Source organism: Sporichthya polymorpha DSM 43042 (assembly GCF_000384115.1).
GTDB lineage: Bacteria > Actinomycetota > Actinomycetes > Sporichthyales > Sporichthyaceae > Sporichthya > Sporichthya polymorpha.
The window spans coordinates 3,374,967-3,401,637 of sequence record NZ_KB913029.1 but is presented as its reverse complement, the minus strand read 5'-3'; the positions used below and the strand labels follow the sequence as shown (position 1 = coordinate 3,401,637).

The following is a 26,671-nucleotide window of genomic DNA, read 5'->3' as shown; positions in this document are numbered from 1 at the left end:
AAGCCGTCCGTACGACGGCGTACTCGGCTGCGCGCGCGACCCATTCGCAGAGGGCCCGCACGCCGGGGGCTCGTCTCGGCGACCGGGGCGGGCCGGACATTCGAAACGGGTGTTGGTGTCCGGAAAGTCTCCTGCTGCGCAAGACGCCCCCGCAAGGGTTGCACGACGCTGCATAAGGGGAAATATGCTCCGGACCACCGAAGCGACGAGGTGGACGCGTGAAGGCCCCGAACGGCTTCAATTCCATACGCCCCGGCACGGACCTGCCCACGTACGCGCGCGCCCTTCGACAGGCGCACGAAGCGATCACGAGCACCGGCCGGGCCACCGAACTTCGTCCCCGTCCGGTCATCGCCCGATCGTGGAACCGTTCTCAGGTCTCCGGTCTGCAGCCGCTCGGCGACATCCGCCAGGATCTCTTGACGCCGAGTCAAATCGACGAGCGTCGTGAGTGCTCCTTACTGGCCGAGGTCATCGAGGGTCTTCGACGCACCGTCACTTCCTACGCCGAGGCCTCGCACTACCTGCTCGCGGTCACCGACGACCAGGGAATGATCCTCTGGCGCGAGGGCTCGACCCAGCTGCGGCACGTCGCCGACAGCCACGGCTTCGTCCAGGGGGCCCTCTTCACCGAGGAGCGGGTCGGCACCAACGCGATCGGCACCGCACTGGCCGAGGAATGCGGGGTGCAGGTCTTCTCGGCCGAGCACTACTGCGTCGAGCTGCACCCCTGGTACTGCACCGCCGCGCCCGTGCACGACCCCCGCACCGGCCGGCTGGCCGGCATCGTGGACGTCAGCGGCCCGGCCCTGACGCTCCACCCGGCAATCGGCGCCCTGGTGGAGACGGCGGTCCACTGCGCCGAGATGCAGATCTGGCAGCGCCACGTGACCCACCTCGAGCGCCTGCGCAGCCAGGCCGCGCCGATCATCGCGACGCTCGACGGCCCCGCGCTGATCGTCGATGACGAGGGCTGGATCGCCGAGGCCACCGGCATCGCGACCGGACGCCGGGTGGCGGTGCCGTGCGCCGACCGGGCGATCTCGGTCCCCGGCCTGGGTGTGTGCGTCCCCGAGCGGATCAACGGCGGCTGGCTCCTGCGCCCGGCCGAGCGGCAGGAGCGCATCAACCTCGTCCTCGACCTGCGCAGCGCTCCGGTCGTCTCGACCTGCAGCGACAAGGGCAGCTGGCGCTTCGCGCTGACGGCCCGTCACGCCGAACTGCTGCTGCTCGTGCACCTCGCCGGGCGGGCCGGCATCGGCGCCGCGGCGCTGAGCGAGGCGCTCTACGGGGACGCGGAGCACGTCATCGCCGTCCGGGCCGAGGTGTCGCGGTTGCGGCGCTCGCTCGGGGCGATCCTGCTGAGCCGGCCGTACCGGCTGGCGGACGAGGTCGACCTGGTTCTCGACTGGGGCGACGCGGAGCTTGTCGGTCAGGCGCCCGTGGTCGCGGGGTCGATGGCACCGGCCGTGCGGGCGCTGGCCGACCGGCCGGTCAGCAAGCTCCCCTGATCCACGGCTCCCGCGACTAGGGTTTCGCTCATGGATCTTGGAAGCTTCGGCATCTGGCAGCCCACCGTCCGCTCGACCCCGGAGCTCGCCGCGGAGGCGGAACGGCTCGGGTACGGCACGTTCTGGATCGGCGGGTCTCCGCGTGAGCCGCTGACGGAGGTCGAGGAGCTCCTCGACGCCACCGAGCGCATCGTCATCGCGACCGGCATCGTGAACATGTGGGCCGACGACGCCGGCCCGATCGCGGAGAACTACCACCGCATCGAGGCCAAGCACCCCGGCCGCTTCCTGCTCGGCGTCGGCATCGGGCACCCGGAGGCGATCAAGGAGTACCAGGCCCCGTACCCGACGATGGTCAGCTACCTCGACGAGCTCGACGCCGCGGGCGTCCCGCGCGACCGGATGTGCCTCGCCGCCCTCGGGCCGAAGGTGCTCAAGCTCGCCGCCGACCGCACCGCCGGCGCCCACCCGTACCTGACCAACCCCGCGCACACCGCGCGGGCCCGCGAGATCGTCGGGGGCGCGCTGCTCGCGCCGGAGCACATGGTCGTGGTGAGCACGGACGCCGACGAGGCGCGGGCGATCGCGCGCAAGTCGCTCAAGATGTACCTCGGGCTGATCAACTACCGGAACAACTGGCTGCGCGACGGGTACACCGAGGCCGACCTGGACAACGGCGGTTCGGACGCCTTCGTCGACGCGATGGTGCTGCACGGCGACGCGAAGTCGATCGCCGACGGTCTCCGCGCCCACCACGACGCGGGCGCGGACCACGTCTGCATCCAGGTCCTCGGACCCGACCCCGCCGCCGGGCAGCGGGCGCTGGCCGACGTGCTGTTCTGACCGGGTTCGCGCGCTAGACCGTTTCCAGCAGCAGGACCTCGCCGGTGTCGCCGTCGACGGTGATCGGCTGACCCTCGCGGATCCCGGTGGTGCCGTCCTTGACGTTCACCACGCACGGGATCCCGATCTCGCGCGCCGCGATCGCGGAGTGCGACATCGGACCGCCGACGTCGACGACGACCGCGGACGCCTGGAAGAACAGCGCCGTCCAGGCGGAGTCGGTGCCGGCGGCGACGATGACGTCGCCCTCGTCGAGGTCGACCGCGGACGGGTCGCGCACGATGCGGGCCCGGCCGGTGTGGCGGCCCGGGCTGCCGGGGGCTCCGACGAGGCGGTCGCGGCCGGCGGTGCTCTCGACCGGGGGCAGGACCCCGAGGCCGCGCCACCGCTCGGGCGTGATGACCGACAGCGCGCCGGGGCCGGCGTCGATCATCTCCGGCAGCGGGAGGTCCTGGGCGAGCTCGTGGGTCCGGCGGCGTCGCGCGATCCGGTCGGGCAGATCGGAGACGGGGCGACCGTCGAGGTCGTCGAGGAGCTCGGCCAGGCGGAGGAAGTGGACGTCGTCCGCGGTGGTGAGGCGGCCGCGCTCGACGAGCCGGCGCGCGGCCTCGCGGACGACGAGCCGGATCGAGTGCGTCTGCATCGCGAGCGGCACCTTGCCGTTCTCGCGCCAGCGCATGTGCGTCTCGGCCATTGTGAGCAGGCGGCGGAACACGACCCAGCGGCGGCCGGCCGCGGCCCGGAGCTGGGCGCGGGCCTCGTCGCGGACCGCGGTCGAGTGCTCGGTGCGCGGGGCGGACCGGCCGATGAGCTTCTCCAGCGTCGCGGGGTCGTCGCGCCACGGCGTCGCAGAGAGCTCGAACTCGTTGAAGCCGCGGAAGCCGAACTGGTCGAGGAACTCCTCGCGCGTCAGCGTGCCGCGCGCGACGTCGCCGAGCGCGGCGGTCGCCTCCTGCATGTGGATCCCGCCGAGGCCGGTGACGGCGGCGGTCAGCAGACCGGTCGCCTCCTCGCCGGCGAAACTCGCGGCCATCTCGTTCGCCTTCTTGAAGATCGGCGCGGAGATGACACTCGCGAGGACGTGCGGGACCCGGGCGCGGGTCGCCTCGTCGGTGTGCGCGCGCAACCGGCCGAGGAGCTCGGCGTCGGAGACGGTGGACCAGTCGCGGTTCAGGTCGACGCGCAGCCGGGCGTGGGCCGCGACCCGGTCGCGGGCGGAGTGCTTCGGGTATCCGCGCAGGGCCTTGGTGAAGTTGAGGCCGATCCTCGCCAGCGCGAGCGGGCTCGCGCCGCCGGTAGCGGCGGGCGCGGGGGCGTCCGGGTCCTCGGCGACGCCGAAGTAGTCGCCGTAGACGCCGGCGCGCGACCAGCCCGGGAGGTTGTCGGCCATCGCGGCGGCGGGCTCGACCGCGAAGGTGTACCAGCCGTAGAAGACGGCGTTCCAGGTCCAGGGGCCATGGTCGGGCGCGACGCCGAGCACCTGCGAGAAGGCGACGCCGATGCCGCGTTCCATCGGGAGGCCGATCAGGTCCTGCGTCAGCGGCGTGATCGGGCGGGGCCACTGGTCGTTGGCGTTCGCCCGCGTGAACAGGCCGGGCTCGGCCGGCCAGGTGCAGAGCTCGTCGTCGAGCCCGGCCCGATGCTGTTCCAGGTACCGCTCCAGGGCGTCGCCCATGTGCACCCCTCGCCCGGCAATAAATCGATAGCTAATATAGCGTTAACTGCCGCGGTCACAAGGTGCCGTGCTCGACTCGGGAGACGCGTATGAAGCTGGCCGGCACGCACGCCCTCGTCACCGGCGGGTCGCACGGGATCGGGATCGAGATCGCCCGCGAGTTCGCGGCGCGCGGGGCCCGCGTCACCGTGCTGGGGCGGGACAAGGAGCGCCTCGCCGCCGTCGCGGCGGAGCAGGGGGCGACGCCGCTCGTCGCGGACCTCGCGGACCCGGAGCGGCTCGCGACCGTCCTGTCCGAGGCGGAGGCGGGCCTCGGCCCCGTCGACGTGCTGGTGAACAACGCGGCGCTGACCGCGGTCGCCCCCGCGCAGTCCTCGCCGGCCGGTGAGACCCGGCTGCTGATGGACGTCAACGCGACCGCCCCGATGGAACTGTGCCGCCAGGCGCTGCCGGGCATGCTCGAGCGCCGGCGCGGCCACCTCGTCAACGTCTCGACGCTCGCCGCGGTGAGTGCGGTCCCGGAGCTGTCGGTCTACGGCGCAAGCAAGGCCGCGCTGCACCAGTACACGGCGGTGCTCCAGCGCGACCTCAAGGGGACGCCGCTGACCGCGACCCTCGCCACCCTCGGCGAGGTCGCCGGGACGCACATGATGGAGCAGGCCCGCCAGTCCCCCAAGATCGCCGCGGTCTCGAAGCGGCTCTCCCGCCTGCTGCCGGTCCTCACCCCCGTCGACGTCGCCCGCCAGCTCGCCGACGCCGTCGAGCGCGATGCCCGGTACGTCACCATCCCCCGCCGACTCACCCCCGTCGTGACGATCCGGAACCTCCCCTCGACCCTGAACGACCTCGCGTTCCTCGGCCTCCGGTCCTGACGCCCCGCCCCGCCCCGCCGCTCGCCGCTCGCCGCCGCCGCTGTCAAAAAAGGGTGACACCCCTTACTCCGCAGTAAGGGGTGTCACCCCTTCTTTTCCACAGGCTGCCGTCGACGAGTCACTCGGCGAGGAAGTCGGGGAGGCGCTTCTCCTTCAGGGCTCGCAGGCCGACGCGGATGTCCGGGTGCTTCAGAGCGGCGTTCATGTCCTGGACCGAGCGGGTGTAGGCCTCGTCGAGGGGACCCCAGGCGTCGACCATGAGCTGACGCTTCATCAGCCGGAGCGACTCGCCCGAGCTGTGGCGGGCGAGGGAGGTCGCGAACTCCTGCGCGGCGGGGAGCACCTCGTCCGGGGCGTGGACGGACTGGACCCAGCCGAGGTCGCGGGCGCGGTTGCCGTCGCAGATCGCGGCTGTGTAGAGCAGGATCGCCGCGTTGGTGACGCCGATCTGACGGGGCAACAGCCAGTTGATGCCGTACTCCGCCGGGAGGCCGAGGCGGGCGAACGAGGTTGTGATCCGCGCGTCGGCGGCAGCGAAGCGGAAGTCGGCGTAGGTCGCGAGGACGAACCCCGCGCCGGCGCAGGCGCCGCGGATCGCGGCGATCACCGGCGTCGAGATGAGCAGAGGCACGACGTGGTTGCGCCGCATTCCGTCCGGCGCGCCCTCGGGGTATGGGGGCAACGGGAGCTTCTCCGGCGTGTACGAACCGCCGCCGTCGGAGATCTTGTTCAGCGACTCGGAGTGGGCGCCGGCGCAGAAGTCACCACCGGCACCGGTCAGCACGACGACGCGCACGGCCGGGTGGGTGTCGGCGTGGTGCAACGCCCACCGGTACTCCACCGCCATCCGCCCGGACCACGCGTTGCGCCGCTCCGGGCGGTTCAGCGTGACGGTCGCGACGCCGTCGGCGACGGCGTAGTCCAGTTCGGCGAAGTCGCCGGGTTCCATCGCGTGCTCCTCAGGGCCGGAACTCGTTCACCGTCAGGTAACCACCCGCGTCGACGCGCAGTTGCATCCCGGTCACGTACCGGGACTCGTCGGAGGCGAGGTACAGCACCGCGTGGGTGATGTCCGCGGCGTCGACGAACGGCGTCGGCATCGGGTGCAGCACACCGAACACGCCCTCGGCATCCGCCCGCGTCGGTTGCTCGAGATCGCGCCGGAACTGCCGGTAGATCGAGTCGTTCTGCAGCATCGGCGTGTCGACGTTCGTCGGGTGGACGGCGTTGACGCGGATGCACTCGGGCGCGAGGACCGTCGCGAGCTCGTGGACGTAGTGCGCCAGCGCAAGCTTCGCGTACTTGTACCCCGCGGACCCCGGCCCGGCCTCGTCGTACGCCCGCCGAGGGCGCAGCGCCACCAGCGACCCGGTCGCGATCACCGACGCCCCGACGCCCAGGTACGGCAGCGCCGCGTGGACGGTGTTCACGACCCCGACCAGGTTCACGTCGACGGTGTCGGTCCAGGCGGTGCGCGGGAGCTCGGCGCCGAGCGCGGTGATTCCGGCCTGGGCGACGACCACGTCGAGGCGTCCGAGCTCGGCCACGCCCTCCGCGATCGCGCGACGCAGGTCCGCCCGCTCCCGGACGTCGACGCGCAGCGCCACCACGCGCCGACCGGTGGCGGCGACGAGCTTCGCGGTCTCGTCGAGCTCGTCGGGCGTCGCCAGCGGGTACGGCACCGAGTCGATGTCCGCACACAGGTCGAGGGCGAGGATGTCCGCGCCCTGTTCGGCCAGCCCGACCGCCTGGTGCCGGCCCTGCCCTCGTGCGGCGCCGGTGATCAGGACGACCTTGCCGGCGACGCGACCGCCACCGGGAGAGGTCATGCCGGCTTCGCCGCCGGCAGCTTGCCCTGAACCGCGATCGACTGCCGCGCGATCTTCCACTCGCCGTCGACGGCGCGCAGCTCCCAGTCGTAGTTGACCGAGAACCCGCCGGAGGCGAAGAAGACGAGCATCTTCATCCGCGTCGAGGCCCGGTCGCCGTCGATCGTGGAGTGCAGGCTCGTCGGGTGGTGCGCGATCGCGGTCGGGAAGGACTTGTAGAAGTCGAGCAGGTCGTCGTGCCCGGTCGCGACGCGGCCGTAGACGTCCTGGGCGTCGAACACGCCGTCCGCGGTGTAGAGGGCGACGACGGCGTCCCAGTCCGCGCGGTCGCAGAGGTCGGCGTACCGGGCCGCGAGCTCGTGGATCTCCAGCTTGTCCATCACAGTCCTTTCAGCGTCTCGACCAGGACCCGCAGGTCGTCGAGTTGGTCGTCGAGGTGGGGCTTGCGCAGTTCGAGGACGAGCTCGTCGACGCCGGCGGCAACGTAGCGGGCGGCCCGTTCACGGATCCGCTCCGGCGGTCCGAAGAGCCCGATGGCGTCGACGTAGTCGTCGGTCACGGCCGCCTTCGCGGCCGTCCGGTCCGGCGCCGCGCGGAGCGCCGCGACCAATGCGCCGAAGCCCATCGCGGTCGCGGCGGCGGCGTAGAACTCGCCCATCCCCCGCAGGTACAGCGCGGACCACCCGCGCTCCAGGGCGCGCACCGAGTCGGCGTCACCGACAGCTGCGGGCACCGTGGGCGCGATCGCGACGGCGCGGCCGTTCCCCGCCCGACGCTTCGCCAGCGGGAGCGCGAACGCGGGCTCATCCGGGGTGTACGGCGTGGGCGTCCAGCCGTCGGCGAGGTCGGCGGTCAGTTCCTGGTTGCGGGGACCGAGCGCCCCGACGTAGACCGGCACGGGCGGCACGACGCCGGGCAGGGCGGTGCGCAGCGGCCGCCGGTCGCCGTGCGCGACCGGCTCCCCCGCGACGACGGTCCGGACCGCGGTGACGGTCTCGCGGATCCGGGCCAGCGGGCGCTCGAACGGGACCCCGTGCCAGCCCTCGACCACGTGCGGCCCCGACGTGCCGAGCCCGAGGCGGAAGCGTCCACCCGAGACGTCCTGCAGCGTGGCGGCCATCGCCGCGGTGGCCGCCGGCGTGCGGGCGTACACCGACGCGACGTGGGTGCCGAGCGCGATCCGCCGGGTTCGGGCCGCGCACCAGCCGAGGAGCGCGGAGGCGTCGACGCCCCACGGCTCGCTGACCCAGAAGCCGTCGTAGCCGTACTCCTCCGCAGCGAGGAGCAGCGGCTCCAGCGTGGCGGTCCCGGAGTACCGGACCCGGACCGAGAGGCGCACGACTCACCGCCTCCCGGTGCGGCCGCCGCCGGAACGACCGAAATCGGCAGTAAAATGACCGCTTACACCCCCGGTGGAGATGACATCTCCACCGATCGGCCGGAAGGAGCCGTCGCGATGTCCGAGCCCGCGGCCCCGGTCGATCCCGCGGAGCCGGCTGCCAAGGGCCGGGGCAAGGCGGCCGAGGTGGTCGCGGCGGAACTGCGGCGCCAGATCGTCTCCGGCGAGCGGGCGGAGGGCGAGATGCTCCCGCCCGAGGCGGAGATGACCGCCGAGCTCGGCGTCTCGCGTCCGACGCTCCGTCAGGCGCTGCGGATCCTGGAGACCGAACTGCTCGTCACCGTCCAGCGGGGTCGCCGCGGCGGGACGCGCGTCAACCGGCCCTCGCCGCAGGTCGCGGGGCGGTACCTGGGCAACGTGCTGATGTTCCACTCGACGTCGCTGGACGACGTCCACACCGCACGCCTGCTGCTCGAACCGGCGGCGATCGCGGAGCTCGCGAGCAGCCCGCCGACTTCGGAGCAGATCGCCAAGCTCCGTGACCTGGTCGCCGCCACCCGCGACGAGACCGACTTCGCGACGCTGTGCGCGGTCGGCGGACGGTTCCACACCGAGCTCGTCGCGCTGGCGAACAACCCGCCCCTGACGCTGTTTCAGGAGCTCGTGCAACAGCTCATCGACGCGCACACCGCGCGGTTCGAGAACCAGCGCCTGCGGAGCCGGGAGCCCTCGCGGTCGCAGGAGGGCGTCGACGTGCACGAGCAGGTCGTCGACCTGATCGAGGCCGGGAAGTTCTCCGACGCGGCGAAGGTCTGGCGCGAGCACCTGGAGTTCATCCATCGCCGGCTCGCGCAGACCGTCGACACCGCGAGCGTGCTCGACCTGGAGATCTGACCCGCTCACCGCGCGGCCTTCTCCGCGAGCGCCCGGACGGCCGGGCGGTCCACCTTGCCGTTGGCGACCTTCGGCAGCGCGGGGACGACGAACACGTGCCGCGGCCGCTTGTACGGCGCGAGGCGGGGCGCGACGGCGGCGAGCACGTCCTCCGCCGTCGCCGCGGTCTCGACGACCGCGACGGGGATCTCGCCGAGCTTGTCGTCCGGCAGCCCGACGACCGAGGCCTCGCGCACCCGCGGGTCCTCGGCCAGCGCGGCCTCGACCTCCTCGGGGATGACGTTGAAGCCGCCGCAGATGATCGTGTTCTTCAGCCGGCCCGTGATGTACAGGTACCCGTCGGCGTCGAGGTGGCCGAGGTCGCCGGTGCGCAGCCAGCCGTCGTCGTCGAGCGGGCTCGCGCCGGGCTCGGCGCCGAGGTACCCCGACGTCGTCGAACGCGACCGCGCGCGGATCTCGCCCTGCTCCCCCGGGTTCGCAACGGTCCCGTCGGCACGGACGATCCGGACCTCGACGCCCGGCAGCGGCCGGCCGACCGAGCCCGGGCGACGCCGCCCGGCGAGGACGTCCTTCGCGCTCTCGACCGCGATGCCGCCGAACGCTTCCGTCTGCCCGTACGCCTGCAGGACCGGGACGCCGAAGCGCGCCTCGAACTCCTCCCGCAGCGGTGGGGGCAGCGGGGCGGTGCCCGAGCCGACGTACTTGACCCGGCCGAGATCCTCCCCCGGTTCGAGGGCGTCGAGCAGCAGGCGCAGCATCGTCGGATTGAGCGTCAGATTGTCGATGCCGTGGGCGTCGATGAGCCGCTTCGCCGCGCGGCCGTCGAACTTGCGCAGCAGTGCAATGCGGCGACCGACGTAGAGGGCGAAGATCAACCGCACGACGCCCGCGGTGTGCGAGAGCGGGTTCGCGATCAGGTTCGGGGGCTTGCTCTCGTCGGCGAGCGGGCTCGGTGCGGTGTCGGAGCGGAAGGCCGAAACCGTGGCGCGCACGTTGGACCACGCGTTGTCGTGGGTCAGCACGACACCCTTGGGCGCACCGGTCGTCCCCGAGGTGAGCAGGACCAGGGCGGGCTCGGCGCCGACGTCGCGCGTCGGGGCGGTGTACGCCGCGGCCTCGGCGCCCGGGTCGGTGCGCGGAATCCGGGCGAACGGCACGACGGGGACGTCGAGTTTCGTGCGGGCGGGGTCGTCGGGGTCGAGCACGACGGCCGTGACGCCGAGAGCCGCCACGACCCGCGCGACCTCCTCCGGCGGCGCGGCCGGATGCATGGGCACGACCGCCGCCTCGCGGGACCAGATCGCCGAGGCCGCCGCCAGGAACCGCTCGTCGTTGCCGATGCGGATCACCACGCGGTCGCCGGGGCGGACCGTGTCCAGTCCGGCCGCGACCCGCGCGGCACCCGCGGCCAACTGACGGTACGTCCAGGGACCGTCGTCCTCGACGAGGACGAACCCGGCGTCGGGAGCTTCGTCCCGTCGCCAGGCCAGGAGTCGGGCCAGCGAGCCGCCGGCGTCGCGCGTGCTCATCGGGCCGCGTACTTGATCGTCTGGAGGAGCGTGTACTCGTCGAGGCCCTCGGGCCCGTTCTCGCGGCCCAGGCCCGAACGCTTCCAGCCGCCGAACGGGACGCCCGGGTTCGTCCAGCCGGGGCCACCGTTGAGGTCGACGCTGCCGGTGCGCAGGCGGGTCGCGAGGTCCATCGCCGCCGCGGTGTCCCGGGAGACGACGTGCCCCGCGAGCCCGTAGGGCGAGTCGTTCGCGACCGCGACGGCTTCGTCGTCGTCGCGCACCTCGATGACGACCGCGACCGGCCCGAAGATCTCCTCCTGCGCGACCGGCCAGGAGTTCTCGACGTCCGCCAGCACGGTGGGCCGGTAGTACGCGCCGCCGGACAGGCGGGCCGGGAGGCCGGTCACGCGGGCGGCACCGGAGACGACGGTGGCGCCGCGCTCCAGCGCGCCGGCGACGTAGGACTCGACGCGGTCGCGGGCACTGGACCGGATCAGCGGGCCGACGGTCGTGGACTCGGCGCGCGGGTCGCCGACGACCGCGCGGTCGAGCAGAGCGGCGAGCCGCTCCAGGTACGCCGTGCGGACGTCGACGTGGACGAGGTGACGGGTCGTCAGCGCGCAGCCCTGGCCGGCGTGGGTGGTGACGCTCGCGGCGCCGACACGGGCGGCGAGGTCGAGGTCGGCGTCGGCGCGGACGATCAGCGCGGACTTGCCGCCGAGCTCGAGGACGACCTTGGTCAGCCGCGGCGCGGCGGCCGCGAGGATCTGCGCGCCCACGGCGTCCGAGCCCGTGAACGAGATCAGGTCGACCCGGGGGTCGGTGGTGAGCGCGACGCCGACGTCGGCGCCGCCGGTGAGCACCGTGAGGACCCCGGGCGGGAGGTCCGCGCGCTGCGCGGCCTCGGCGATGGCGAGGGCCGAGTACGGCGTCCACGGCGACGGTTTGAGCACGACGGCGTTCCCGGCGGCGAGTGCCGGGCCGAGCTTCATCACGTTCTCCAGCAACGGGAAGTTGTACGGCGTGATCGCGGCGACGACCCCGTAGGGCGCGCGCCGGACGACCCAGTTGCCGACGACGCCGGACCCGTCGGGGCGCCTCGTCGTCACCGGCGGGCGCGGGTCGAGCGCGGGCCGCGCGGCCGCCTCGGCCCAGTACTCCAGATGCTGCAGCGGCAGCGCGACCTGCTGAGTACGAGCGAGGGCTACCGGGCAGCCCGTCTCGGACACGACGAGGTCGAGCAGGTCGTCGCGCTTGGCGGCGAGCTCGGCGAACAGGCGGTACAGCAGCGCGCTGCGCCCGCGCGGGGTCTCGCGGCCCCACGCACCGTCGGCGGCGGCCCGGGCCGCCGTCAGCGCCGCCTCGACCTCGGCGGGACCGGCGTTCGGGACGGACCCGAGGACCTCACCCGTCGCGGGGTCGAGGATCGACTCGACACTCACCGCGCCCACGGGCCGGAGACCGGCGTCGGCATCCCGGGCAGCAGGCCGTGGTCGGCCGGGGGCTCGGGGAACTCGGGCAGGCCGCGCTCCCGCGAGGGGAGCCGAACGCGGAACGTGCCGTGCGAGGTGCGGTCACCGAACTGGTTGTGGCACTCGACGCGGCACAGCACCTCGGGCCACTCGCCGGTGGTGTCGATCTCGACGACCGAGCCCGTCAGTTTGGTCAGGTCACCGATCGTGTTGAAGCCGGTGATCTTGTCGTCGCAGGCGACGAGGATCGCGTCGTCGCCCATCCAGTCGGTGACGAGCTGGGTCATCCAGGCGTTGCGGAGCATGCCGTAGTCGTAGGCACGGCGGGCGCCGACCGAGCGCGCGTACTCGTCGTCCCAGTGGACGCGCATGGCCGAGTCCCAGGCGCCGTCGGCGTTCCGGGAGTAGAACCCGCCCATCCGCTGCCGGTTCTTGTGGTTGAGCCGGTACGGGTAGATCTCGTGCCGACCGTTGCCCTGGAGCCAGGCGATGATGTCGCCGATCACCATGGGGCCGCGGTACCGGGTCTCCAGTTCCTGACCAACCGTCACGTCCTCGACGTAACGGGCCTCCCCGCCCCGGACCGTCTCGGCCGCGTAGTGCGCGTCGACCTCGGCGACCTCCTCGTCGGTGTAGACGTGCTGGGGCGGCGGCGCCTCCTTGGTGCGGTTGCGCTTGGCGGCGGTGTCGCGCTCGGTGTGGACGAAGTCCGCATCCCAGATCGCGATCAGCTCGCCGGCGTCGTTCCAGTAGACGCGGCGGCGGACCGAGAGCGCCGAGCGGCCGCCGAAGCGTGACTCCTTCGGCTCGATCCCGACGTAGAAGCGGCGGACCCAGAGCCGATCGCCCTCGCGCACGGGGCGGAAGAAGCGGATGTGGTCCCCGGCCCAGAACATGTGGACCCCGGCGAGCGCCCCCTTGCCCCGGCCCTTGTCGCCGGGGTTCCGCGGGATCTCCGGCGTCAGCCCGGCACCCTCGAGGAACCCGGGCGGGGCGATGATCCCGCCCCAGCGACTCGCGGCCGCGTGGTCCGGTTCGGTCCAGAGTGGGTTGTCGTCCCCGAACCCGTGCGCGTAGTGGCGGATCCCGTCCCGGGTCGCCTGCTCGTTCCAGGTCGTCCAGCGGTTGTAGGGCCAGTCGAGGCCGATCTTCTCCCGGAACTTCTCGATCCCCGCGTCGTTCAGCCGCCCGAACGTCACGCCCTCCGGCTCCACCTGCTCAGCCGCCGCCTCGGGCTCGACACTGGTCGTCATCCACGCTCCTACGCTCGCTCCCGCTAAATCGTTGCATATATAACCGATTTAGCCAAGCGGACGTCAGCGAACGCGCGGGGGTGTGGTCACGGTGTAGTCGGAGTCCAGTTCCGCGCGAAGCCGCTCCACCAATTCGTCCCGCAGTGGCTCGAGCGCGTCGATCCATTCACGGCGACGCTTGTCGGCCATCGCCAGCGCTCTCTGCTCATCCGCTTCTCGCGTGAGCCACTGCTGTTCACTGACGTACTCCACCCAGATGTGCACGGCCGACCCCGAGAGAGGCTCGTCGTAGCCCGAGCCCGCGCGGTCCGCGGCTTCGGCGGCTTCGGCGGCTTCGGCAAGCTGCGTGCCGAGCGCCTGCCACGCTCGGAGGTCGGCGACCAGATCTGCGGAGAGTCGCTCCTCCAGCCAGGGTGCGGGCGCACCCCCGACCCACAGGGGTAAGCCGTCCCGGTCCTCGACGAAATGCACGCTCACGGTCGATCGGTCCGCCAGGGGTGGTGGGACCGCCCATCCGTCCGGGAGGGATCTCCACTGACCCCACCCGAACCGACTCTCACAGATCCATTCCGACAGTTTCTCGGCAAGGTCCCGGGCCGCCCAGTCGGCATCCTCCAGCCAGAAGCCGGCCTCCGCGATCGGGTGGATGAAGTCCTCAGACCCCACACTAACCTGCAGCCAGGGGCCGTCGTCACCATCGCTGTGATGCCACCACGAGCCGGCAGGCCGCCGCGGTGACAGCCCCACACGCGTCACCTCGCCGACCTCGAACAACGCAGCGAGGACGGGGTCCACCACCCGCCGCCGAACCTCCTCCAGGTCGGCCGGATCGAGGTCGCGACGGCCATCATCGACCTCGTCCACGCCGCCGAGTTTAACGACGGTGCACCGCACCGGGGTGACCCTCGTCAGTGGATCTCGACCGCACTCTTGCGCCGCCCGGGAAGGGCCGCGAGTCTTGCACCCTGGCCCCACCCGACGAGGAGCCCCGGGTGCGCGCACCGACCCTGCTCACGAGCGCCGCACTGGTCGGTGCACTGGTGGCCCCGGCCGCGGCCGAGGCGGCGCCTTCCCCCGCGGACGCCGCCGTGATCACCAAGACCCAGGCCCAGAAGCTCGCCAACGCCGGGGTGGTCAAGAAGACCGACGTCCGGGGGTTCACGGCGCAGAAGTACGTCGCCGATCCCTCGGACGACCAGTTCGACCAAGAGCTCTACCAGTGCCTCGGCGGCAAACCTCCGAAGGAGGTGGCGAGCAAGCACGGGCCCACGCTCTTCAAGGACAATGTGCGCATCGGGTCCAGCGCTTGGGTGATCTCGACGGTCAAGGGCGCGAAGGCCGACGCGAAGCTGTCACAGTCCCCGAAGGCGCCTCGCTGCCTCAAGAAGGCCATGACCGCCTCCATCGAGCGCGACGGCGGCGTGGTCGAACTCATCCGCTTGAAGCCCATCACGATGACGGTGGCCGGCGCGGACGTCGCCTTCGGGATCCGGTACGAGATCTACGCCGCGGTGGACGACGTCTCCATCTCGATGCTGGGGTACGACCTCAACGCTCTCGTCGGCCAGACCGAGCTCAACGTCGGCTCGTCCCGCTACAACGGGCCCTTCCCCAACCTCACGCAGTCCAAAGCCCTGCTCGCGAAGACCGTCAAGCGGGTCCGCGCACTGACCTGATCACGGCAGGACCCGAACCCGTACCTGCCTGCACGTCTAGTGAGCCCTTCTTCAGGGGCCGGTGTTGCTGATGTGGCGCCAGAGGTGCTACACCAGCGGGTGATCTGGGCGAAAACAGACTGTCGGTGGTGGCCTCTAGGTTCAGCAGTGATGACGGGGACATCGACAGCCACCACTTCCACGCCGAGTGCGTGGCAGGTCTCGCTCGGCCTGAGGCCGAGTGAGGGTGAGTGCGCGTCGATGACCGGGGCCGGGACGGTCGCGGTGCTGCGCGCCAGCCAGCGCCAGCTCAACGCCGCGAACGCGGTTTGGTTGGGCATGGTGGCCGAGGTCGGGTCCCGCGGCCTGGATTCCGAGGACGAGGTCGTGTGCCTGGCGGCCCCGGACCGCTGGGGCGCCGATGAGGTCCGCACCGCGCTGCGGATCTCGGCCTACACCGCGAATGAGCTGCTCGACTTCGCCTGGGCCGTCGTGCGGCGCTTCCCCAAGCTGCACGCCGCGATGACCGCCGGCGAGTTGAGCATCGAACGGGCCCGGGTGATCCATTTCTGGGTCCGAGACATGACCGACGAGCACGCCAACACCGTGATCGAGGAGGTCCTCGGGCACTGCTCGATCGACGCCGACCGCCCCTGGACCAGTGAGCAGATCGGCACGCGCTGCCGCAAACTCGGCATCCAACTGGACCCGGACTGGGCCCAACGACGGTTCGCCGAAGCGCACCGCGAGCGGCGCGTGATCTCCTGGCGCAACGAGGACGGCACCGCCACCCTGGCCGCGCAGAACCAGGACCCCGCCCGGGTCGCCGCCGCGATCGCCCGGGTGCGGAAGCTCGCCGACGACGCCAAACGTGCGGGTGATCCGCGGCCGCTGGATCACCTGCGCTCGGAGATCGCGCTCAACCTGCTGGACGGCACTTACGCCGACTTCACCGACGAGCAGATCCTCGCCCACCTCGCCACCACCCGCCCCACCGAGGACGAGCACGACCAGGCCACCGAGACCGACGACACCGAAGAGACCGACGAGGGCGACGCGTTCGAGCCCGAGCCCCAGCCGGCGCCCGAGCCGGAGTCCGAGCCCGAGCCCCAGCCCGAGCCGGCGCCCGAGCCGGAGTCCGAGCTCGAGCCCCAGCCCGAGCCCCAGCCCGAGCCGGCGCCCGAGTCGGCGCCCGAGCCGGAGTCGGCGCCGGTGGCGCGGTCTCCGCACCACGGGGTGCAGCTGACCGCGAAGCTCTCCACCCTGCTCGGGCTGGACCGCGACCCCGCTGAGCTCGCCGGGCAGGGCCCGATCCACGCCGAACTCGCCCGCGACCTCGCCCAGCAACTCTCCGCCGGGCAGTGGCGGTTCGCGGTCACCGGCCCCGACGGGTACGCGGTCAGCTCCGGGCTCGTCAGCGCCCGGCCGATCGACTGGGAACGGCGCCGGACCAGTGACCACGGCATCGTCGACCTGCTCATCCCGGCCACGCTGCTGCAGGCCCTGCTCGATGAGCCCGTCACCAGCCCCGAGGTCGCGCTCTGGCGCCCCGTCCTGGTCGAGATCGGCCGCCACCACCTCCTCGCCACCGCTAGCGCCGAGAACGAGACCGCCCCGGAAGACCCGGAGGACGCCCGGCGGCGGTTCCCCCGCCAAGGACTACGCCGGGACACCCAGCTCCGGATGACGACCTGCCAGGCCCCCGGCTGCCGGCTCCCCGCCGCGCGGTCGGAGATCGACCACACCCTCGACCACGCCCGCGGGGGCCTGACCCTGGCCGGGAACCTCGGCCCGCTGTGCGAGCACGACCACGACCTCAAGACCAAGGGCGGGTGGCAACTGATCCGGCTCGGCCACGATCGAGTCCGCTGGATCACCCGCCTCGGGGTCGTCTACGACGTCGAGATTCCACCCCTGATCGAACCCGACCCACCCGGCCAGGCCAGCGCACCCGGGGATGAACGACAACCACCCCGCCCCGCACCCGACGAGCCAGCCGCCTGAGGCTCCCGGGGCGGAGGAGCATGTGCCGGATCGGCTAGGCGGCCCGGGCGGCCGGGACGAGGGCCGGGACGGGCGGGGCGAGGGACTCGCCGGTGGGGAGGAGGGCGCCGCCGTCGTCGAAGAGGACCACCCCGTTGATCAGGAGGCTCCAGCCCTGCTCGGGGTGGCGGACGGACACCGGGGCCGTCAGTCGCTCGTCGATCGCCGTCATCGTTCTCACCGCATCCTCACGCTCGCGCCTTTGCTCGCCCCTCCATTGGACGACCGGGGCGCGCGGAGCACAGGAGTAGCGGACTACTCCTCTTCGGCGGGCGCTACTCAGCTGGCCCGAGCGAGGCTCACCAGCGGACGGCCATCCCCGCGTCGACGGGGAAGGAGACGCCGGTGACGAGGCGGGCCTCGTCGGAGCACAGGAACGCGATCGCGGCGCTCACGTCCGCGGGCTCGGCCCAGGGCTCGGGGAGCACGTTCAGGTGCTGCGCGATGCGGGCGAACTGCTCCTGCGTCGGGTTCTCCTTGCCCGGGAGGAACAGGTCGTAGGTCGCGGGGTTCTGCACCATGTCGGTGTTCACCGTCGTGGGGTGGACGGTGTTGACGCGGATCCGGTGCCGGCCGAGCTCGAGCGCCAGGCCCTTCATCATCCCGACCAGGCCGTGCTTGGCGGCGCAGTAGTGCGCGCAGTTCTCGATGCCGCGCAGGCCCGCGGCCGAGCTGGTGAGAACGATCGACCCGCCGTCGCCGTGCGCGAGGAGGTGCGGCAGCGCCGCCTTCACCGTGTGGAAGACGCCGGTGAGGTTGACGTCGATCATCGTCGACCACTGATGGGCCGTCAGCTCGGTGATCGGGGCGTACTGCGCGATGCCCGCGTTGCCGAGGACGATGTCGAGACGGCCGAGCTCGGCCACCCCGGCGTCGACGGCGACGGTCAGCGCGTCGAGGTCCCGGACGTCGGCCTGCGCCGCGACGATCCGCCGGTCCGCGGCCTCGACCAGACGCACCGTCTCGGCCAGGTCGTCCGGGGTCGCGAGCGGGTATGGCGCGACGTCGATGTCCGCGCAGAGGTCGACGGCGATGACATCCGCCCCCTCCTGCGCGAGCTTCACCGCGTGGGACCGACCCTGGCCCCGCGCCGCGCCGGTGATGAACGCGACCTTGCCCGCCAGGCGCCCGCTCATCGGATCTCCGGCTTCGGACGCGCGCCGCCGGAGGAGAAGTCGGTCTGGGACAGCGGATTCGCCAGCTGCGGGTAGACCAACGGGACCTCCCGGGCGGCGTGCGGCGACATCGACAGCGAGTCCCACACCGCCTTCACCGTCCCCTGGATCGCCAGCGGCGGTTTCTCGGCGAGGCGCAACGCGAGAACGTGCGCCCGCTCCCACAGCTCGGCCTGCCCACCCGGCACGACCTCGGACACCAGGCCGATCGAGTACGCGCGCTGGGCTCCCATCCGCTCGTCGAGGCCGAACAGCGCGATCCGCATCGCCTCCCCGAGCGGGATGCGCCGGGCCAGGCCGGCGGGCTCGAGCGCGGAGAGCATGCCGTAGGTGGTGTGCGGGTCGAAGAACGTCGCGTCCTCGGAGCAGATGACGACGTCGGCCTCGTTGATCCAGTAGAACGCGCCGCCCGCGCACATGCCGTGGACCGCGGCGATCAGCGGTTTCCACACGCGGTTCTGCTTAGCGCCGAGGAAGAACCCGGGGTCGTCGGCGCTCCACGGGTTCGGGTGGCGGTCCCGGCCCGCCTTGCGGTCGACGCCGGTGGAGAACGCGCGCTCCCCCGCGGCCCGGAGCACGACGACGCGGACGTCGTCGTCGAGGCGGCAGCGCTTCCAGACGTCCGCGAACTCGTCGAGCATCCGCTGGTCGAAGGCGTTGAGCACCTCGGGCCGGTTCAGCGTCACGGTCGCGACCCCGTCGGCCAGGTCGAACAGGACGGTCTCGTAGCTCTGTGCCGAAGAACTCAACGCTTGGCCTCCTGCGGCTCGCGCGGCAACCCGAGCACGCGCTCGGCCAACATCGTCTTGAGGATCTCCTCGGTCCCGCCGGCGATGCGGTACCCCATGCTGCCCATCAACCAGCGGTTCCAGGTGAACGTGCCCCACTCACCCGTGTCGGCAACGAAGGCCGGGCCGAGCAGCTCGGCGGCGAGATCGCCGATCAGCTTGTAGTTCGCCGCGAGCAGGACCTTGTCGATCGCGCGCTCGGCGCCGGTCAGCGTCCGCTCGTCCGTGGCCTGCATGCGCTGCTGCTGGAACCGCGCGATCTGCAGCCGGGAGTGCAACGCGACCCATGCGTCACGGACCGCGGGGTCGTCCGCGCGGCCGGTGCGTTGCGCCAGCGTCGCGAGCAGCGCCATCGCGCGGGCGTTCATCTCGTGCGAGCGGTCGCCGACCGCGCGCCGCTCCCCCGCCAGCGCCGATGTCGCGACCTTCCACCCGGACCCGGGCTCGCCGAGTCGCAGCGCGTCGTCGAGCCGGACGTCGGAGAGGAACACCTCGCAGAAGCTCGCGCCGCCGGTCATCTGCCGCAGCGGGCGGACCTCGATGCCGGGCGCGTCCATCGGCACCAGAAACATCGTCAGGCCGCGGTGCTTCGGGGCGTCCGGGTCGGTGCGGATCAGCGCGAGCCCGAGGTCGGCGAAGGTCGCGTTCGACGTCCAGACCTTCTGCCCGTCGACGCGCCAGGTGTCGCCCTCGCGGACGCCACGGGTGCGGACGCCGGCGAGGTCAGACCCCGCTTCGGGCTCGGAGAACAGCTGGCAGGCCACAGCCTCACCGCGGTGGAGCGGGACGGCGTGGGTCGCGATCTGCTCCGGGGTCCCGGCGGCGAGCAGTGCGTGGCTGACGGTGCCGAGGCCGATCCGCAGCGGCGCCATGTCGGGGACGTCGTACTCGGCCTCGATCTCGCGGTAGCGCCGGTCGTACTCGGCACTCAGACCGGCGCCGCCGTGCTCGACGGGCCCGGTGATCCAGCCGAATCCGGCCGCCCAGCGCTCCCGCTGCCAGGCCAGGGCGACCTCGGCCTCCGCTCGCTCCTGGGAGTCGGTGGTCTCGTGGAAGAGCGCGAGCCGTTCCTCGCCCGAACCCCACTCGGTCGCGACCGGGGCGCGCCGGGGGCGGCGGGCGTCGAGGAACTCTCGCACCCGGGCCTCGAACTGATCCAGCGTCACGTCAGCCCCACGTGGACGTTCTTGGTGCGGAGGAACTCGCGCATACCCTCGCGGCCGCCCTCGTTCCCGCGGCCGCTGGCCTTCCATCCGCCGAAGGGCGCGGACGGCGGCAGCCCGGCGAGGCTGTTCACACACACGTACCCCGCCTCGAGGCGGTCGGCGACGCGGTGCGCGCGGGCGAGGTCGTTCGTCCAGACGTACCCGGCGAGGCCGTAGCGCGTGCCGTTCGCGATCTCGACGGCCTCGTCCTCGGTGTCGAAGGTCGTGACGGCGAGCACCGGGCCGAAGATCTCCTCCTGCGCCAGGCTGCTGGCCGGGTCGACGTCCGCGAACAACGTGGGCTCGACGTAGGCCGGGCCGGGGCCACGTCCGCCGCCGGCGACGAGTCGGGCCGACGCGGCCGCGATGACGCCGAGGATGCGGTCGGCCGCGGCGACGTCGACGACCGGGCCCATCGAGGTCGTGAGGTCGAAGGGGTCGCCGAGGCGGACCTTCGCGAGTTGCGCGGTCGCGGCCTCGAGCACGGCGTCCGCGACGCCGCGCTGGACCAGCAGCCGCGTCGGGAGGAAGCAGCCCTGGCCACTGTTCTGGACCGCGCCGAGGAGCGCCGCCAGCTTCCCGACCCGCACCGGGTCGGCGTCGTCGAAGACGAGCGACGCGGACTTGCCGCCGAGTTCGAGGACGCAGGGGACGAACCGCGCCGCGGCGGCCGTGCCCACCGCGCGGCCGGCGTTCTCGCCGCCGGTGAAGCTGACCATGTCGACCTGCTCGACCAGGGCGGCCCCGACGTCCCCGGCGCCGCCGAGGACCGAGACCAGTCCCTCGGGCAGACCGAGGGTGTCGGCGAGGCGGATGCAGGAGAACGGCGCGAGGTCGGACGGCTTGAGCACCACCGCGTTGCCGGTCGCGAGCGCCGGGGCGAGCTTGAGCGCCGCCGCCATCACCGGACCGTTCCACGGGATGATCGCGCCGACGACGCCGTGCGGGACGGCGCTCGTGTAGTCGAGCACGTCACCCGGTGCGACGGGCGCGACCTCACCGCCGACCTTGTCCGCCCAGCCGGCGTAGTAGGCGAACCACTCCGCGGCCTGGAGGACGCCGGCCTTCGCGGCGCGGATCGGCATCCCCATCTCGAGGGTGACGACCGAGGCGAGGGCGTCCGCGTCGGCGCGGATCGCGGCGGCGGCCGCGAACAGGGCGTCCCGCCGCCAGGCCGGGTTTTTCGCCCAGGAGGGCTGCACCTTGCGCGCCGCGGCGATCGCGGGCTCGACCTGGTCCGCGCCCGCGAGCCGGAACTCCCCGAGGGCGCTCCCGTCGCCGGGGTGGACGTACGACCGCGCGTTGCCCGTCCCCGCGGTGACGCTCCCGCCGAGGAAGCAGGTCCCGGCGGGGAGGAGGGCGCGGGCGGCGTCAGCCGTCATTGGCTCTGTCGGCACCTCAGATCCCCAGCCGGTCGGCGAGCAGCGCGCGGTGGTGGCGCGGGTTGCCGAAGAGGATCTCAGTGCTCTTGGCGCGCTTGAAGTACAGGTGCGCGGGGTGCTCCCAGGTGAACCCGATGCCGCCGTGGATCTGGATGTTCTCCGCCGCGCAGTGGGTGTAGGCCTCGGAGCAGTAGGCCTTCGCCAGCGGGGCCAGGACCGGGACCTCGTCGCTACCGGCGTCGATCGCCCACCCGACCGCGTAGGCCGCCGAGGTCGAGGACTCGACCTCCAGCAGCATGTCCGCACACTTGTGCTTGATCGCCTGGAACGACCCGATCGGCCGGCCGAACTGCTCGCGGACCTTCGCGTACTCGACCGCCATCTCGAGCGTCCGCCGCGCACCGCCGGCCTGCTCGGCCGCGAGGGCCGCGGCCGCGAGGTCGAGGGTCTGTTCCAGGGGCACGGCCGCGCCGCCGTCCTCCCCGATGAGGCGGGCGGGGGTGTGCTCAAGAACCAGCCGCGACTGCTTGCGCGTGGCGTCCAGGGTGCCAAGGGCTTCACGCGTGACGCCGTCCGCCTCCGCTTCGACCGCGAAAAGCGTCGGACCGGCGGCGGTACGGGCGACGACGAGCAGCAGGTCGGCGACGTGACCGTCGAGGACGAAGGTCTTCTCGCCGGTGAGCCGGTACTGCGCGTCGGCGGTAACGGTGACGTCGTCGGCGCGCCAGCTGCCGCTAGCCTCGGTGACGGCGAGGGTGGCGATCGTCGTGCCCTCGGCGATCCCGGGGAGGTACTCGGCGCAGGCGGCCTCGTCGCCGGAGGTGAGCAGCGCGTTGGCGGCGAGGACGACCGTCGAGAGGAACGGCGCGCACAGCAGGGCGCGGCCCATCTCCTCCAGGACGATCTGCAGGTCGACGAACCCGGCGCCGGAACCGCCGTACTTCTCCGGCAGGGCGAGACCCGGCAGCCCGATCTGATTGGCTATCAGCTTCCAGACCGCCGAGTCGTAACCGTCGGTCGTCTCCATCAGTCGGCGGACCTCGGTCTCCGGGGACCGTTCGGTGAGGAACCGGCGCACGGTGTCGCGCAGGGCCTCGTGCTCGGCGGTGAAGGCGAACGTCCCGGTCATCGGGTGCTCCTTGAGTTGCCGGTCTCCGGGGGCAGTCCCAGGACCTTGTCGGCGATCGTCGTGCGCTGGATCTCGGCCGTTCCCGCCCCGATCGTGCTCGCGCGGGTGCGCAGGAACCCGCGCAGCCAGTTCCCGTCGTGGCGCTCGCCCGAGGCGAGGGTCGGGTCGGCGGCGTCGAGCTGGGCGTGCGGTCCGAGGAGGTCGAGGGCGAGGGTGTGCAATTGCTGCTCGAAGACGCCGTGCTGCAACCGGATCACCGACGCGAGCGGGCCCGGCTCGCCGCCCTCCAGGACGCGGGCGAGAACCCGTTGGCCACTCCACTCGAGCAGCCGCGCGCCGGTGACGGCCCGGGCGAGCCGGTCGCGGACGTGCAGGTCGTCGGCCTGCCCTCGGCGGCGCGCGAGGTCGAGCAGGTCACGCGTCACCCGCTGGTAGCGCATGCCGGACGCCGCCAGCGACGTCGAGCGCTCGTGGCCCATCGTCGCGCGCGCCGCGGCCCAGCCCTCGTTCTCCGCCCCGATGCGATGGCTCACCGGGACCTCGACGTCGTCGAGCTCCACCTCGGCGAAGTGCGCCCCGCCGGTCAGGTCGCGCAGCCGGGACGCGCGGACGCCCGGCGCGTGCATGTCGACGACGAGGCAGGTGATGCCCGCGGCCCCGGAGTCCGGTTCGCCGGTCCGGGTCAGGCAGAGCATCCAGTCGGCGTTCACCGCGCCGGAGATCCAGACCTTGCGGCCGGTGACGCGGTAGACGTCGCCGTCCCGCACCGCGCGGGTGCGCAGTGCGGTGAGGTCCGACCCGGCGTCGGGCTCGGAGAAGCCCTGGCACCACAGCTCGTCGGCGCGCAGCAGCGGCGGGATCCACCGCGAGCGCTGCTCGTCGGTCCCGCAGGTGAGGATCGTCGGGCCCACGATGCCGCCGATGTTGTTCGGCGGCACCGGCGCGCGGCCGGCGGCCATCTCGCGGTGGTAGACCGCCTGCAGCGGCAGGGGCAGCCCCATCCCACCCCACCGCGGCGGCCACCCGGGCCCCGCCCAGCCGTGGTCGAACAACGTCGCCTGCCAGGCCTGAAGGAACGCCAGCCGCTCCCCCGGGTCCTTCGGCGCCCGCCCCGGGTGATGCTCGGTCAGAAACGTCCGCAGCTCGGCCGCGAGCTCGGCCGCCGTCAGGCCTGATCGGTCCGTCACGTCGACCAGACCAGGGGCAGGCGGTCGAGGCCGAAGACCCCGCCGGCGTGCATGGTGACGGTCTCACCGGGGGCGATCTCGTAGTCCGGGATCTGCCGGTGCCAGAGGGTGAGCGCGGTGGCGAGCTCGTCGCGGGCGAGGTGCGAGCCCGCGCAGCGGTGGGGGCCGGCACCGAAGGCGAGGTGGCGGTTGGCGTCGCGGTCGAAGCGGACGGTCGCTTCGTCGGCGAACTCCTCCGGGTCCTGGGCGACGAGCGCCGTCGCGAGCAGCACGCGGTCCCCCTCGCGCAGCTGGACTCCGGCGAACTCGGCGTCGCGGGTGACGGTCCGCGCCGGGTTGACGAAGGAGTGCACGCGGAGCAGTTCCTCGACGGCACTGGGGATCAGCGCCGGATCGTCGACGATCTGACGCCGGTGCTCCGGGTGCAGGGCGAGGAAGCGGAACGACCAGGACAGCGCCGCGGTGACGGTGTCGAGACCGGCGATGAACAGCAGGAAGCAGAGGTTCTGGATCTCGTCGTTCTCGATCGGCCGGCCGTCGACCTCAGAGGCGAGCAGCGCGGACACGACGTCGTCGCGCGGCTCGGCCCGGCGGGCCTCGATCAGCTCCCGGAGGTAGCCGTTGATCTCGAGGCCCGCCTCGCGGCGACGCTCAGGCTGGTCCTGCGAGTGCAGCAACTTGTTGTTCCAGGCCACGAACTTCGGTGCCTCGGCGACGGGCAGGCCGAGGATGTTCGTGAAGATCCGCGTCGGGAACGGCTCGGCGAAGTCGGCGAGGAACTCGGCCCGACCGCGGGGGGCGATCTCGTCGACGAGGGCGGCGCAGGTCGCGTCGATGGCCGCGGTCCGCGCGGTGACGGCCTTCGGCGCGAACAGCGGCGCGATGACGCGGCGGTACGCGGTGTGCGCGGGCGGGTCGAGCTCGAGCGGGTAGAGCTTCTCCTTGCGCTGCACGTGCGCGGGGATGCCGGTCGCCGCGGAGGAGAACAGGTCCGGCTGCTGGTAGGCGCCGCGGATGTCCTCGGCCCGCGTCAGGATCCAGAACCCGCCGTGGCGCGGGCTCCACCAGACTCGCCGATCGCGCAGCTCGCGGTACGCGGCGAAGGGATCGACGAGGAAGTCCGGCCCGAAGACGTGGTCGACGTCGCGGACGAGTTCGGCCGGGACGTGGGCGGGGCGGTCCGGCGGCGCGTCGTAGAGCGGACGCTTCGGCCCCGCCGCCGCGCGGTCGCGCGCCGCGACGAGCAGGTCGAGGCGACGGTTCGCGGCGTCGCGTTCGGTGCCGGCCAGCGCGCCGAGTTGGCCGGTGAGGGCGGCGATCTCGGCGTCGAGCCGTTCGGTCGCCTCGTTTACGGTCAGGAGGTCGAGGTCCGACCAGTCGGAGTCGTTGGGGTCGGGCTTGCCCATCAGGCCGCGTCCGTCGGGGTTCGCGGGAAGTTGAAGAGCTCGCGGCTGTTCCACTCCACCATGCGCGCGACCTCGTCGTCGGGGATGTCGGCGAAGACCTCGATCGCGCGCTTGCGACTGTTCGGCCAGTTCGAGTCCGAGTGCGGGTAGTCGCACTCCCAGGTGATCCGGTCGATGCCGATCTCGTGGCGGTTCTTCAGGCCGTGCACGTCGTCGATGAAACAGCCCCAGATGTGCCGGCGGAAGAGCTCCGACGGCGGGACCGCCTGGTTCACGTTCTGGTACCAGCGGTGCCGGTCCCAGACGTAGTCCGCGCGCTCGAGCAGGTAGGGCACCCAGCCGATGCCGCCCTCGGCGAGCGCGACCTTGAGGTTGGGGTGATGGTGGAACACCGGGGAGAAGATGAGGTCGGCCGCGGCGAACATCGAGTTGCAGCCGAACAGCGTGATCGTGACGGCGAACGGCGCGTCCGGTGCGGTCGTCGGCGCCTGGCCCGACGTCCCGAAGTGCAGGCACAGCGGCAGTCCCGTCTCCTCCGCGGCGGAGAAGACCGGGTCCCAGTGGTCGGTGTGGAAGCTCGGCAGCCCGAGCGGGACGGGGTTCTCGGTGAACGAGATCGCCTTCGCCCCGCGGGCGGCGACGCGGTGGATCTCCTTCACCGCGGCGTCGACGTCCCAGAGCGGCAGGATCGCGATCGGGATGAAGCGCTCGGGCGCGGCGGCGCACCACTCGTCGAGCATGAAGTCGTTCCAGGCCTGGACGCACAGCAGCGCGAGCGCCTTGTCCTCGCCCTGGAGGAAGACCGTGCCCGCGAATCGCGGGAAGCTCGGGAAGCAGATCGCGGCCTGCACGCCGTCGAGGTCCATGTCGATGACGCGCGCCTCGGGCTCGTAGCAGCCCGGGATCATGTCGGTGTACCGCATCGGCTCGGTGCCGAACTGCTCCGGCGGCTTCCCGGCCACGGCGTTGAGGCCGATCTGCGGGTACTTGCGGCCCTCGTAGAGCCAGACGTCGGAGATCTGGCCCGCGTCGTCCTCGACCTGGATGATGCGAGGACCGGCGTCGCGGTGCGCGACCGGGAGGCGGTCCTGCCACAGGTGGGGCGGCTCGACGAGGTGGTCGTCCACCGAGATCAGCTGCATGTCGTCCCGGAGCGGCATCCGCGGTCACCTCGGCGGTCTCGGTTGTCCCTGGCGCTGGGTCGCTTTATCTTATACCGAATTATTCGCCCGGCAACCGGGAGGACGCGATGAGGGTCAAGGTCGACCGCGAGGTCTGCCAGGGCAACGCCCGCTGTTTCGCCCTCGCCCCCGAGGTCTACGTCCTCGACGACGAGGGCTACAACGTCGGCGGCGAGTTCGAGATCGACGACGAGCACGGCGAGGCCGCCTTCCGCGGCGCCGCCGAGTGCCCCGAGCGCGCGATCAAGGTCTTCTTCGAGTAGCGCGCCGCCGCGGTCCCCGGGCGCTGTCAAAAAAGGGTGACACCCCTTACTGCGCAGT

Annotated in this window: 25 protein-coding genes; 7 read left to right on the top strand and 18 right to left on the bottom strand. The window is 72.4% G+C overall.

Features of this window, described 5'->3' with window-relative positions; genetic code table 11:
* Nucleotides 1-218 precede the first annotated feature (218 nt).
* Together SPOPO_RS0116575 and SPOPO_RS0116570 are read left to right on the top strand one after the other, a co-directional pair.
* Entirely contained in the window at nt 219-1,511 is a 1,293-nt protein-coding gene (locus SPOPO_RS0116575; RefSeq protein ID WP_019876052.1) for a sigma-54-dependent transcriptional regulator family protein, read from the top strand.
* Nucleotides 1,512-1,541: 30 nt separating this feature from the next.
* A complete protein-coding gene (locus tag SPOPO_RS0116570) occupies nt 1,542-2,354 on the top strand; it encodes an LLM class F420-dependent oxidoreductase (protein WP_019876049.1) in 813 nt (270 codons plus the stop codon).
* A 13-nt stretch (nt 2,355-2,367) separates the two neighbouring features.
* On the opposite strand, the gene SPOPO_RS0116565 is transcribed toward SPOPO_RS0116570, so the two are convergent.
* Nucleotides 2,368-4,029: a PEP-utilizing enzyme gene (locus tag SPOPO_RS0116565; RefSeq protein ID WP_019876047.1), complete on the bottom strand. Its 1,662-nt coding sequence runs from the start codon at nt 4,027-4,029 to the stop codon at nt 2,368-2,370.
* A gap of 89 nt (nt 4,030-4,118) precedes the next feature.
* Here SPOPO_RS0116565 and SPOPO_RS30070 point away from each other — a divergent pair, with 89 nt between their 5' ends.
* A complete protein-coding gene (locus SPOPO_RS30070) occupies nt 4,119-4,901 on the top strand; it encodes an SDR family NAD(P)-dependent oxidoreductase (protein WP_019876046.1) in 783 nt (260 codons plus the stop codon).
* Nucleotides 4,902-5,019: 118 nt separating this feature from the next.
* Here the strand turns inward: SPOPO_RS30070 and SPOPO_RS0116555 are convergent, their stop codons facing one another.
* The 4 genes from SPOPO_RS0116555 to SPOPO_RS0116540 are packed head-to-tail and all read right to left on the bottom strand — an operon-like array spanning nt 5,020 to nt 8,069.
* Complete coding sequence (locus tag SPOPO_RS0116555; RefSeq protein WP_019876045.1) at nt 5,020-5,850, bottom strand: enoyl-CoA hydratase-related protein; 831 nt, start codon at nt 5,848-5,850, stop codon at nt 5,020-5,022.
* Between the two features lie 10 nt (nt 5,851-5,860).
* Nucleotides 5,861-6,730: a mycofactocin-coupled SDR family oxidoreductase gene (locus SPOPO_RS0116550; RefSeq protein ID WP_019876044.1), complete on the bottom strand. Its 870-nt coding sequence runs from the start codon at nt 6,728-6,730 to the stop codon at nt 5,861-5,863.
* Nucleotides 6,727-7,110 (bottom strand): nuclear transport factor 2 family protein, encoded by a 384-nt coding sequence (locus tag SPOPO_RS0116545; RefSeq protein ID WP_019876043.1) that lies wholly within the window; start codon nt 7,108-7,110, stop codon nt 6,727-6,729. The genes SPOPO_RS0116550 and SPOPO_RS0116545 overlap by 4 nt, the downstream gene beginning before the upstream one ends.
* Nucleotides 7,110-8,069, bottom strand: coding sequence for an LLM class flavin-dependent oxidoreductase (locus SPOPO_RS0116540; RefSeq protein WP_019876042.1), 960 nt, complete (start codon nt 8,067-8,069; stop codon nt 7,110-7,112). The genes SPOPO_RS0116545 and SPOPO_RS0116540 overlap by 1 nt, the downstream gene beginning before the upstream one ends.
* Before the next feature lie 117 nt (nt 8,070-8,186).
* Between SPOPO_RS0116540 and SPOPO_RS30065 the strand changes: the two genes are divergently transcribed.
* Nucleotides 8,187-8,963 carry a FadR/GntR family transcriptional regulator gene (locus SPOPO_RS30065; RefSeq protein WP_019876041.1) on the top strand — a complete coding sequence of 259 codons (777 nt, stop codon included), beginning with the start codon at nt 8,187-8,189 and terminating at the stop codon, nt 8,961-8,963.
* Nucleotides 8,964-8,968: 5 nt separating this feature from the next.
* Here the strand turns inward: SPOPO_RS30065 and SPOPO_RS0116530 are convergent, their stop codons facing one another.
* From SPOPO_RS0116530 to SPOPO_RS0116515, 4 genes are all read right to left on the bottom strand, one after another.
* Nucleotides 8,969-10,492, bottom strand: coding sequence for a class I adenylate-forming enzyme family protein (locus tag SPOPO_RS0116530; RefSeq protein WP_019876040.1), 1,524 nt, complete (start codon nt 10,490-10,492; stop codon nt 8,969-8,971).
* On the bottom strand, nt 10,489-11,916 hold the full coding sequence (locus tag SPOPO_RS30060) for an aldehyde dehydrogenase family protein (protein WP_169577209.1): 1,428 nt from the start codon (nt 11,914-11,916) through the stop codon (nt 10,489-10,491). Before SPOPO_RS30060 ends, SPOPO_RS0116530 begins: the two co-directional genes overlap by 4 nt.
* Nucleotides 11,913-13,199, bottom strand: a complete 1,287-nt coding sequence (locus tag SPOPO_RS0116520) for an FAS1-like dehydratase domain-containing protein (RefSeq protein ID WP_019876037.1) — start codon at nt 13,197-13,199, stop codon at nt 11,913-11,915. Before SPOPO_RS0116520 ends, SPOPO_RS30060 begins: the two co-directional genes overlap by 4 nt.
* Nucleotides 13,200-13,262: 63 nt before the next feature.
* Complete coding sequence (locus SPOPO_RS0116515; protein ID WP_156869954.1) at nt 13,263-14,063, bottom strand: hypothetical protein; 801 nt, start codon at nt 14,061-14,063, stop codon at nt 13,263-13,265.
* A gap of 128 nt (nt 14,064-14,191) precedes the next feature.
* Between SPOPO_RS0116515 and SPOPO_RS0116510 the strand changes: the two genes are divergently transcribed.
* Together SPOPO_RS0116510 and SPOPO_RS32980 are read left to right on the top strand one after the other, a co-directional pair.
* The gene (locus tag SPOPO_RS0116510) at nt 14,192-14,875 is read left to right on the top strand and encodes a hypothetical protein (protein ID WP_019876034.1); all 684 of its coding nucleotides are present in this window, start codon (nt 14,192-14,194) and stop codon (nt 14,873-14,875) included.
* 240 nt (nt 14,876-15,115) lie between these two features.
* Complete coding sequence (locus SPOPO_RS32980) at nt 15,116-16,858, top strand: HNH endonuclease signature motif containing protein (RefSeq protein ID WP_019876033.1); 1,743 nt, start codon at nt 15,116-15,118, stop codon at nt 16,856-16,858.
* Nucleotides 16,859-16,892: 34 nt separating this feature from the next.
* Here SPOPO_RS32980 and SPOPO_RS34865 read toward each other — a convergent pair whose 3' ends face one another.
* The 9 genes from SPOPO_RS34865 to SPOPO_RS0116460 all read right to left on the bottom strand — a co-directional run bounded on the left by SPOPO_RS34865 (nt 16,893) and on the right by SPOPO_RS0116460 (nt 26,329).
* On the bottom strand, nt 16,893-17,069 hold the full coding sequence (locus SPOPO_RS34865) for a DUF5999 family protein (protein WP_019876031.1): 177 nt from the start codon (nt 17,067-17,069) through the stop codon (nt 16,893-16,895).
* Nucleotides 17,070-17,196: 127 nt separating this feature from the next.
* Complete coding sequence (locus SPOPO_RS0116495; protein WP_019876030.1) at nt 17,197-18,033, bottom strand: mycofactocin-coupled SDR family oxidoreductase; 837 nt, start codon at nt 18,031-18,033, stop codon at nt 17,197-17,199.
* Nucleotides 18,030-18,821 carry an enoyl-CoA hydratase/isomerase family protein gene (locus SPOPO_RS0116490; protein ID WP_019876028.1) on the bottom strand — a complete coding sequence of 264 codons (792 nt, stop codon included), beginning with the start codon at nt 18,819-18,821 and terminating at the stop codon, nt 18,030-18,032. Before SPOPO_RS0116490 ends, SPOPO_RS0116495 begins: the two co-directional genes overlap by 4 nt.
* Nucleotides 18,818-20,026, bottom strand: coding sequence for an acyl-CoA dehydrogenase family protein (locus SPOPO_RS0116485; protein WP_019876027.1), 1,209 nt, complete (start codon nt 20,024-20,026; stop codon nt 18,818-18,820). The genes SPOPO_RS0116490 and SPOPO_RS0116485 overlap by 4 nt, the downstream gene beginning before the upstream one ends.
* On the bottom strand, nt 20,023-21,447 hold the full coding sequence (locus SPOPO_RS0116480) for an aldehyde dehydrogenase family protein (protein WP_019876026.1): 1,425 nt from the start codon (nt 21,445-21,447) through the stop codon (nt 20,023-20,025). Before SPOPO_RS0116480 ends, SPOPO_RS0116485 begins: the two co-directional genes overlap by 4 nt.
* 16 nt (nt 21,448-21,463) lie before the next feature.
* The gene (locus SPOPO_RS0116475) at nt 21,464-22,576 is read right to left on the bottom strand and encodes an acyl-CoA dehydrogenase family protein (RefSeq protein ID WP_019876025.1); all 1,113 of its coding nucleotides are present in this window, start codon (nt 22,574-22,576) and stop codon (nt 21,464-21,466) included.
* Entirely contained in the window at nt 22,573-23,763 is a 1,191-nt protein-coding gene (locus tag SPOPO_RS0116470) for an acyl-CoA dehydrogenase family protein (RefSeq protein ID WP_019876024.1), read from the bottom strand. Before SPOPO_RS0116470 ends, SPOPO_RS0116475 begins: the two co-directional genes overlap by 4 nt.
* On the bottom strand, nt 23,760-25,169 hold the full coding sequence (locus tag SPOPO_RS30050) for a cytochrome P450 (RefSeq protein ID WP_019876023.1): 1,410 nt from the start codon (nt 25,167-25,169) through the stop codon (nt 23,760-23,762). Before SPOPO_RS30050 ends, SPOPO_RS0116470 begins: the two co-directional genes overlap by 4 nt.
* Nucleotides 25,169-26,329, bottom strand: coding sequence for an amidohydrolase family protein (locus tag SPOPO_RS0116460; RefSeq protein ID WP_019876022.1), 1,161 nt, complete (start codon nt 26,327-26,329; stop codon nt 25,169-25,171). Before SPOPO_RS0116460 ends, SPOPO_RS30050 begins: the two co-directional genes overlap by 1 nt.
* Before the next feature lie 89 nt (nt 26,330-26,418).
* On the opposite strand from SPOPO_RS0116460, the gene SPOPO_RS0116455 reads away from it, so the two are divergent.
* Nucleotides 26,419-26,613, top strand: a complete 195-nt coding sequence (locus SPOPO_RS0116455; RefSeq protein WP_019875990.1) for a ferredoxin — start codon at nt 26,419-26,421, stop codon at nt 26,611-26,613.
* The last annotated feature ends 58 nt before the right edge of the window (nt 26,614-26,671 follow it).